The sequence below is a fragment of the Acrocarpospora corrugata genome, from assembly GCF_009687845.1.
In the GTDB taxonomy this organism is placed as follows: Bacteria; Actinomycetota; Actinomycetes; order Streptosporangiales; family Streptosporangiaceae; genus Acrocarpospora; species Acrocarpospora corrugata.
This window is the reverse complement of record NZ_BLAD01000067.1, coordinates 93,229-99,438: the sequence shown is the minus strand read 5'-3', so window position 1 is coordinate 99,438 and position 6,210 is coordinate 93,229. Positions and strand designations below refer to the sequence as shown.

Annotated in this window: 4 protein-coding genes; all 4 read right to left on the bottom strand. The window is 67.8% G+C overall.

Annotated elements, in window-relative coordinates; translation table 11 throughout:
• Window positions 1-395: 395 nt before the first annotated feature.
• The 4 genes from Acor_RS26780 to Acor_RS26765 all read right to left on the bottom strand — a co-directional run bounded on the left by Acor_RS26780 (window position 396) and on the right by Acor_RS26765 (window position 6,034).
• The gene (locus Acor_RS26780; RefSeq protein WP_246239157.1) at window positions 396-1,031 is read right to left on the bottom strand and encodes an RloB family protein; all 636 of its coding nucleotides are present in this window, start codon (window positions 1,029-1,031) and stop codon (window positions 396-398) included.
• A 98-nt stretch (window positions 1,032-1,129) separates the two neighbouring features.
• The gene (locus tag Acor_RS26775) at window positions 1,130-2,419 is read right to left on the bottom strand and encodes an AAA family ATPase (protein WP_155339514.1); all 1,290 of its coding nucleotides are present in this window, start codon (window positions 2,417-2,419) and stop codon (window positions 1,130-1,132) included.
• Window positions 2,420-2,596: 177 nt separating this feature from the next.
• Window positions 2,597-5,203 (bottom strand): bifunctional FO biosynthesis protein CofGH, encoded by a 2,607-nt coding sequence (locus Acor_RS26770; RefSeq protein ID WP_155339513.1) that lies wholly within the window; start codon window positions 5,201-5,203, stop codon window positions 2,597-2,599.
• Window positions 5,204-5,251: 48 nt separating this feature from the next.
• Window positions 5,252-6,034 (bottom strand): DNA-3-methyladenine glycosylase family protein, encoded by a 783-nt coding sequence (locus Acor_RS26765; protein WP_308805692.1) that lies wholly within the window; start codon window positions 6,032-6,034, stop codon window positions 5,252-5,254.
• Window positions 6,035-6,210: the final 176 nt, after the last annotated feature.

Below are 6,210 nucleotides of genomic sequence, written 5' to 3'. Positions count from 1 at the left end.
CCCCCCAAGAAACCCCACCGACTACACCCTCATCCGCTGACCCCAGCCCAACCTTCATCCACCGACACCCGAGCAGCCCTCATCGGCTGACACCGGGGCAATCCGCACCCGCCGACGCCAGGGCCGCCGCCCTCATCCGCCGACGCCAAGCAGCCCGCATCCACTGACGCCAGGTCCGCCTTTGTCCGCCGATGCCGGAGCAACCTTCATCCGCCGATGCCGGGGCAGCCCTCACTCCCCGCCGCCGGTGTGACCCCGCATCCGCCGACGCTAAGGGCCGCCCTTGTGTGCCGCCGTCGGAGCAGCCCTTATGGGCTGACGCCAGGGCAACCTTTCAACCGCTAGCCACGCCGATTCCCAAAGCGACCAGGAGGCGCCAGACGTCGGTTGACGGATCACGCTGGAGAACCGGACAGTCCGGGGCGTGGCCGGAGCGAGCCGACCAGTGCTCTGGCGGCAAGGGTTCGGCGGAGCGGTTGACGGGGTCTGTTTCCGATTGTTTCCGATTGTTTGTGGGTGCATGAGCCGTGAGGGCACGAGGCGATCAAGGTCCGAGCATTCGTGATCGCGCTGCGCTCCCGCCCGTTCAAGGCGTCCCGACGGGCGTCTCGGATGCTCTTGTCGCCGCGTTTGTCGTAGTCCTTGAAGGCGCCTCCGGCCTGGCGGAGCTTCTCGATCACGATCTTGCTGCTGCCGCTCTGTTTTCCGCAGAACGGCTGGAAGTACAGGAGGAGCCAGAGGTCGAAGGATGGATGGGAGAACGCGACCTCGATGCCGGATTCGGCCGCGACCTTGATCGCATTCGGGATGTCGTCCCGCTGGTCCCGATCGAAGAGCGCCCAGGCCTCGTCCTCGGCGGCCATGTCCTTGACGGCCGCGACCACGGCGGACGGAGTCATCCCGTTCTTCCGATAAACCGGCTGAATACGGAACGGGCGCCACGGGCCGCCGTCAGCGTCTCCGAATCGCTCGTTTAGGTATCGCAGGTAGTCGGGTTCCGTGGATTCGCCCTCACAGGCGACGTACAGCACGCGGACTTCGCGCGATCGTACGCCCGATCGGGGGACCAGCGGCCGTTCGTCGTCCAGTCGGCCACGCCGTTTCCGGTTGCCCGACTCGGTGCGCCTGTTCACGCTGGTGTCTTCGGGTCATGAGCGGACGGGTCGTGCCGGGCGACCTCGTGGGCGATCTCTCCTGCGGTGACGCGCGGGACGCCGCCGTATCTACCGCGAAGGTAGCCGCGTTCGAGGTTCTCCTCCCGGCGTGGTTTCGCCTCGGCCAACGGATACCACTCGGTTTCGCCGGAGCGGTTCTTCGTAGTGATCCACGCTTGGTCCCGGCCAAGCGGACGATCGAGCACGGCGTTGCCCAGCAAGGTCGCGTCATGTGTGGTGAAGACCAGTTGCGCGCCCCGCGGATTCGCTTCAGGCGACTGGAAGACCCGGACCACCTCAGCCGCCAGGGCGGGATGCAGGCTTGCGTCCAACTCGTCCACCATCAGCAGCGATCCTGTATCCAGCGTCACGACCATGAGCCCGAGAAAGGCGATCCAGGCGTGCGTTCCCAGCGATTCCTCACCGTGGAAATCCAGCGATGCCTCTCCTCCGTCCGACGTGCCGTGCCACAGCCTGATCTCCCCGGTCTCGGGGTCGGTATCCAGACGGGTGACACCAAGGTCAGCTGATCGCAGCAGGCGCACGATGCGCTCGTAGTAGTGCTCGGCCAGCGTTGGCACGGTCGCGAGTCCTTTGGTCAGTTCTACCCGTGCGCCAAGAAGGGCCCCAGGCCGAACCAGCCAAAGCCCGTTGAGAAACCACCGATGGATCAGGGATAGCTGAGGATCGTTCAAGGCCGCGCCAACGGACAGGAACAAGGCGTTCGGGCGGGTCAGTTTCACCAAGGATTCACGTTCGCCCTTGAAGCCTTCGCCCTTGAAAATCAACTCTCCGCCCTCCGAATCCGGACGGCCCGCCTCGCGATCGAACCAAACGTTGCGCCGGCCACGCGGATACGCGTGCAGCCACTCGGCCTCGACCCGCTCATCAGAGAACTCAAAGCCATAGGTGTAGCGGACCGGCTCCTCGCCCAGCACCAGGTCGACTTCGAACAGGCTCGTCGCCGCGCGCGACTCGCGATCGAGTTTGAAGGGCTCGCGAGGAACAGCGTCCGGCGTCTTCGCCCAATCGGCGAACGAGTCCCGCACCGCGTCCTGCATGAACGCGAAGGCGCTGAGCAGATTGGATTTCCCGGAAGCGTTCGCCCCGAACACCCCCAGCACGGGCTGAGCGAGAACATCCCGGCCTTTGTGCTGGAGACCGGTCTTCCGCGCAGTGCTTTCGTCGAACTCGGTGGCGATCAGCGACAGCTCATGTTCAGCCCGAATAGACCGGTGGTTGGCCACCCGGAACCGGATCAGCACGGTCGACCTCCCACGATTACCAGGCTGTCCGCCCGGTCATCTAGAGCTTCATGCAGGAATCCTGCACAGAATAACTTACGACACCCCGATTCACCGGATGATGGCACCGCCAGACGGCAGAGACGGCCGTACCCACCACGCATGCCCGTGAAGGCGGACCGTCCTGCCGTCCGGTGGTTACACCAGGGGGAGGATTTTTCGGACGCTGGGGGTGACGCCGTCGCTGGCCTGGGCGGTGGATTGTCTTTCGGGGGTGGGGGTGCCGTAGGAGGTGGTGCGTTGGCGGAGGGGGCGGCCGGTGGGGGCGACCATGGCGGCGATGTCGGTGATGGTTTTGTAGGAGCCGTTTTCTGAGCCGGCCATGCGGCTGATGGTTTCCTCCATGAGGGTGCCGCCGAGATCGTTGACGCCGGCCTGGAGGACGGAGCGGCAGAGGTCGTCGCGGAGTTTGACCCAGGAGCACTGGATGTTGGCGATCGCGCCGTGCAGGAGGATGCGGGACAGGGCGTGGACGGCGATGTTCTCGCGGGGGGTGGGGCCGGGGCGGGCGATGCCGGCCAGGTAGATGGGGGCGCTGTGGTGGACGAACGGGAGGAGGACGAACTCCGTGAAGCCTCCGGTTTCCTCCTGGATCTTGCGGATCAGGCGGATGTGGCTGACCCAGTGGGTGTGGTTGTCGACGTGGCCGTACATCATCGTCGAGGTGGTGGGGACGCCGAGGCGGTGGGCGGTGGTGATGACGTCGACCCACTCGCGGGTGGGGAGTTTGCCCTTGGTGAGGACCCAGCGGACGTCGTCGTCGAGGATCTCGGCGGCGGTGCCGGGGAGTGAGTCGACGCCGGCGTCGATGGCGGCGCTCAGCCAGTCCCGGATGGACAGGTTCGTACGGCTCGCGCCGTTGATCACCTCCATCGGCGAGTACGCGTGCATGTGGATGTCCGGCACCCGTTCCTTGACCGCGCGAGCGATGTCGAAGTACGCCGTCCCGGGCAGATCCGGATGGATGCCCCCCTGCATGCACACCTCGGTCGCCCCGGCGGCCCAGGCTTCGGCGGCGCGGTCGGCCACCTGGTCGAGGCTGAGCGTGTACGCGTCGGCGTCGGTGCGCCGCTGGGCGAACGCGCAGAACCGGCAGCCGGTGTAGCAGACGTTGGTGAAGTTGATGTTCCGGTTCACCACATAGGTGACGTCGTCGCCCACCGTTTCGCGGCGCAGGCCGTCGGCGATCCTGCCCAGTTCGGCGAGGCCGTCGTCGTCGGCGCCGACGCCGTTCTGGTCACCCGCGAGACCGAGCAGCGCGAGAGCCTGCGCGTCGGTGAGCGCGGCCGGATCGCTCTCGGCCTGCCGCAACGCCTCCCTGACGTCCCCGCGCACAGGTCCGCTACCGGCGGGCAGCCGCTCCCGCAGCGCGTCCCAATCGCCGTAAACGTTGTCGAAGTCGTCCCGCCGATCGCTGGTACGGCCTTCGGAATCCACCGTCGTATAGAGATCGGTACGCCCGATCGCCGCGAATCCCCCGTCCGGTTCCTGCCACGGCCGCCCGACCAGTACGGCGTCCTCACGGGCCAGCCCGGTGGCGGGATCGGCGAGCGCGGCCACGTGCTCGCGCAGCCGGGGGTCGAGCCACGGCTCCCCAGCCACCACATATTCCGGATATATCGTCAGACGCTCCCGCAGCGCGAACCCGGCGTCAGCCGTACGGGCGGCGAGTTCGTCGATGTGCGGCCACGGGCGTTCGGGGTTGACGTGGTCGGGGGTGAGCGGGGAGACGCCGCCCCAGTCGTCGATTCCGGCGCGGAGCATCAGCGCGTACTCGTCGCCGATCAGGTTCGGCGGGGCCTGGACGCGCATGCGGGGGCCGAGGATCAAGCGGGTGACGGCGATGGTCGCGGCGAGTTCGTGCAGGTCGGCGTCAGGAAGGCCGCGCATGGCTGTGTCCGGTTTGGCGCGGAAGTTTTGGATGATGACTTCCTGGATGCCGCCGTACTCACGGGCCACCCGGCGGATGGCGAAGATCGATTCGGCGCGGTCGTCGATGGTCTCGCCGATGCCGATCAGGATGCCGGTGGTGAACGGGACGTTGGATCGTCCGGCGTCTTCCAGGACGCGGAGCCGTACGGCCGGGTCCTTGTCGGGGGAGCCGTAGTGGGCGGCGCCCTTGGTGAGGAAGAGGGCTTGTGAGGTGGTTTCCAGCATCATGCCCATCGAGGGGGCGACCGGCTTGAGTCGTTGCAGGTCGCGCCAGGTCAGGACGCCGGGGTTCAGGTGCGGGAGCAGACCGGTCTCCTCCAGCACGCGGACGGCCATCGCCCGGACATAGGACAGCGTGTCGTCGTATCCGTGGGCGTCCAGCCAGTCCCGGGCCGGCTGCCAGCGGTCCTCCGGGCGGTCGCCCAAGGTGAACAGGGCTTCCTTGCAGCCCAGCGCGGCACCCTGTCTGGCGATCTCCAGCACCTCGTCCGGGGCGAGGAATGCGCTCTCCAGGCGGTGTGGCGCGGTCGCGAACGTGCAGTAACCGCAGCGATCCCGGCACAGCCGGGTCAGCGGGATGAAGACTTTGCGGCTGTAGGTGACGATGCCGCTCCGGCCGGCGGCGGCCAGGCCCGCGTCCCTGACCCGTCCGGCGTGGGACAGCAGCGTGTCCAGATCCGTCCCCCGAGCCCGCAACAGCACGGCGGCCTCGGCGACGTCGAGCGTTTTCCCGTCGCGTGCGCGGGCCAGCGCCCGCCGCATCGCGTTCCCATTGGTCCGGTCCCCTGCTACGTCAGGCTGTTCTGGCGTCATAAGCCGCACCCTACGACTCCCGCCGCTGGTCGCGAGTGCGCAGGGGGTCTAGAAAGACCGATAGTCCCGCACGGCCATGCGCGGACCGCGCGCCGGCGGCCGGATCCCGCTGAGTTCGATCAGCCGGATGACGCGGTGGCGGTGGCCCGCGAAGGGCTCCAGCAGTTCGAGCATGCCCGCGTCGTCGGTCTTCTGTCCGGTGAAGGCATACCCGACGACACTCGGCAGGTGATAGTCCCCGACACTCGGCGCGTCCGGATCACCGTGCGACCGTTGCCGCACTTCAGCCGACGTCCACACGCCGATCCCCGGCAGTGCCCGGAGCACCCGATCGGCCTCCGCGCTCGACCCGCTCTCCAGTTTCTCCGCGTGCGTCGCCGCATTGATGATCGTCCTGGCCCGTACGGCTTCCGCCCCCGCCTTGTGCCAGTCCCACGACGGAACCCGCCGCCACTCCTGCGGCGACGGCATCACCGTCAACCCCTCCGGCACCGGCCCAGGCGCTATTTCCCCATATTTCCGAACAAGCCACCGCCAAGCCCGCCAAGCTTCTCGCCCGACTACCTTCTGCTCCAGCACCGCCGGAACCAGCGCCTCGAACACCCGCCCCGACCGCCCGATCCGCAACCCCTGATGCCGACCGGCCAACTCCCCCACAAACGCCGCCCTGGCCCGCACCGAAGCCTCCCCCGACCCCGCCGCCCGCCGCAGCATGTCGCCAAACCCCGAAATATCGTCAGAAGCCCCCAGCAACTCCGGAAGCCCCTCCACCAACCACTCCGCCCCGGGCCCCCAGGCGCTCGCCTGCACCTGCCCCCCGCGATAGATCACCCGCAGACTCCCCACCCCCACAGGAGTCCGACAAGCCCGCCAAGTCGCCCCATCCGGCGCACGCCGCCACGTCGGATCCCCACCCCCATGCGGATGCGGCGACAACGTCAGCCCCAGGTCAAGCGCCCCCTCCGGCCGCCAGACCCGCTCAGCAAAGGACGATTCGGGCACAGTCG

What these genes read in the sequence shown, in the direction of transcription:
- Acor_RS26770 (WP_155339513.1), bottom strand. Translation starts at nt 5,203, where the DNA reads ATGACGCCAGAACAGCCTGACGTAGCAGGGGACCGGACCAATGGGAAC.